We start from the raw sequence: 899 nt of genomic DNA on the forward strand, positions 1-899 counted from the left end.
AAAACAGACTGCGTAACATCGTGATCAGTCTGGCTGCGGACCCGCACGGCAGGTGATGTGAGAGCTGGGGGACTTAGTGCCCCTGGCTACTCGATATCGAAAATGGATCCCGAGTGACTTTCACAATCTCGTCCCAGTCATGCTTCTCTGAGAGTCTTTTGGGCGAGCACTCTTCGTAAATTAACATATTGTTGTAGTATAGGCGTGCCCATGTGCCTTCTTCTTCATCTTCATATTCTTTTTTATTACGATCCCACCAGTGATTTGGCAGAACATACATACGCCTTAAAGCATAAACTGGCGATTCATACTCAAGTTTCGAATGGCTGATGCTGTTTTTAATCTGCTCAGTTCCCAGTATGTAGGCGGGCAGTTCTTTTGATGCATCTCTTGTGAACAAGATTACATACCTGAGTTCTAATCCATCAATATCGAGCGTATCAGGCTTACGTATAGTGATCTTCTTTTGATATTTAGTGATATCTAGCCCATGGAAATCAAATGTTTCACTGGATTTATCAGTCCGTTTCTCCGAAAAACCGATGTCAAAACTTCTGCTTCCTGCAATTTCGTTCTTGATCCTTAACGGTCGAATTAAATCCAAGGAAGCCTTCGAGAGTAGTGCGTTTTCGATAGTGAATTCGTGTCCATCTTTCCGTTCTACTCGAATGCTAGAATCTTCAATAGACAGAATTTTAACGTTAATTTTTCGACCATCCTCTGACTCTAATTTGATGTATTCTGCATTCAGGCAAGACGTAACAAAGAGCAGTAGTATCAAATTTGTGTATTTCATTTTCTTTCGATCGTGGAGGCCAGGCACCCAGCCTGAGGGATTCGTATTAGTGAGGGTTATCGGATGTCTAGCGCGTAAAATGGGTTGACCTGTGCCGTCTGGA

1 protein-coding gene is annotated in these 899 nt (G+C 42.9%); it reads right to left on the bottom strand.

What is annotated here, in order from left to right:
• Nucleotides 1-73 precede the first annotated feature (73 nt).
• Nucleotides 74-899: hypothetical protein (locus QEH52_RS19910; protein WP_308952714.1), on the bottom strand; the 826-nt coding region annotated here is incomplete at its 5' end.

This window comes from Thalassobacterium maritimum, from assembly GCF_031127805.1.
GTDB classification, from domain to species: Bacteria; Verrucomicrobiota; Verrucomicrobiia; order Opitutales; family Coraliomargaritaceae; genus Thalassobacterium; species Thalassobacterium maritimum.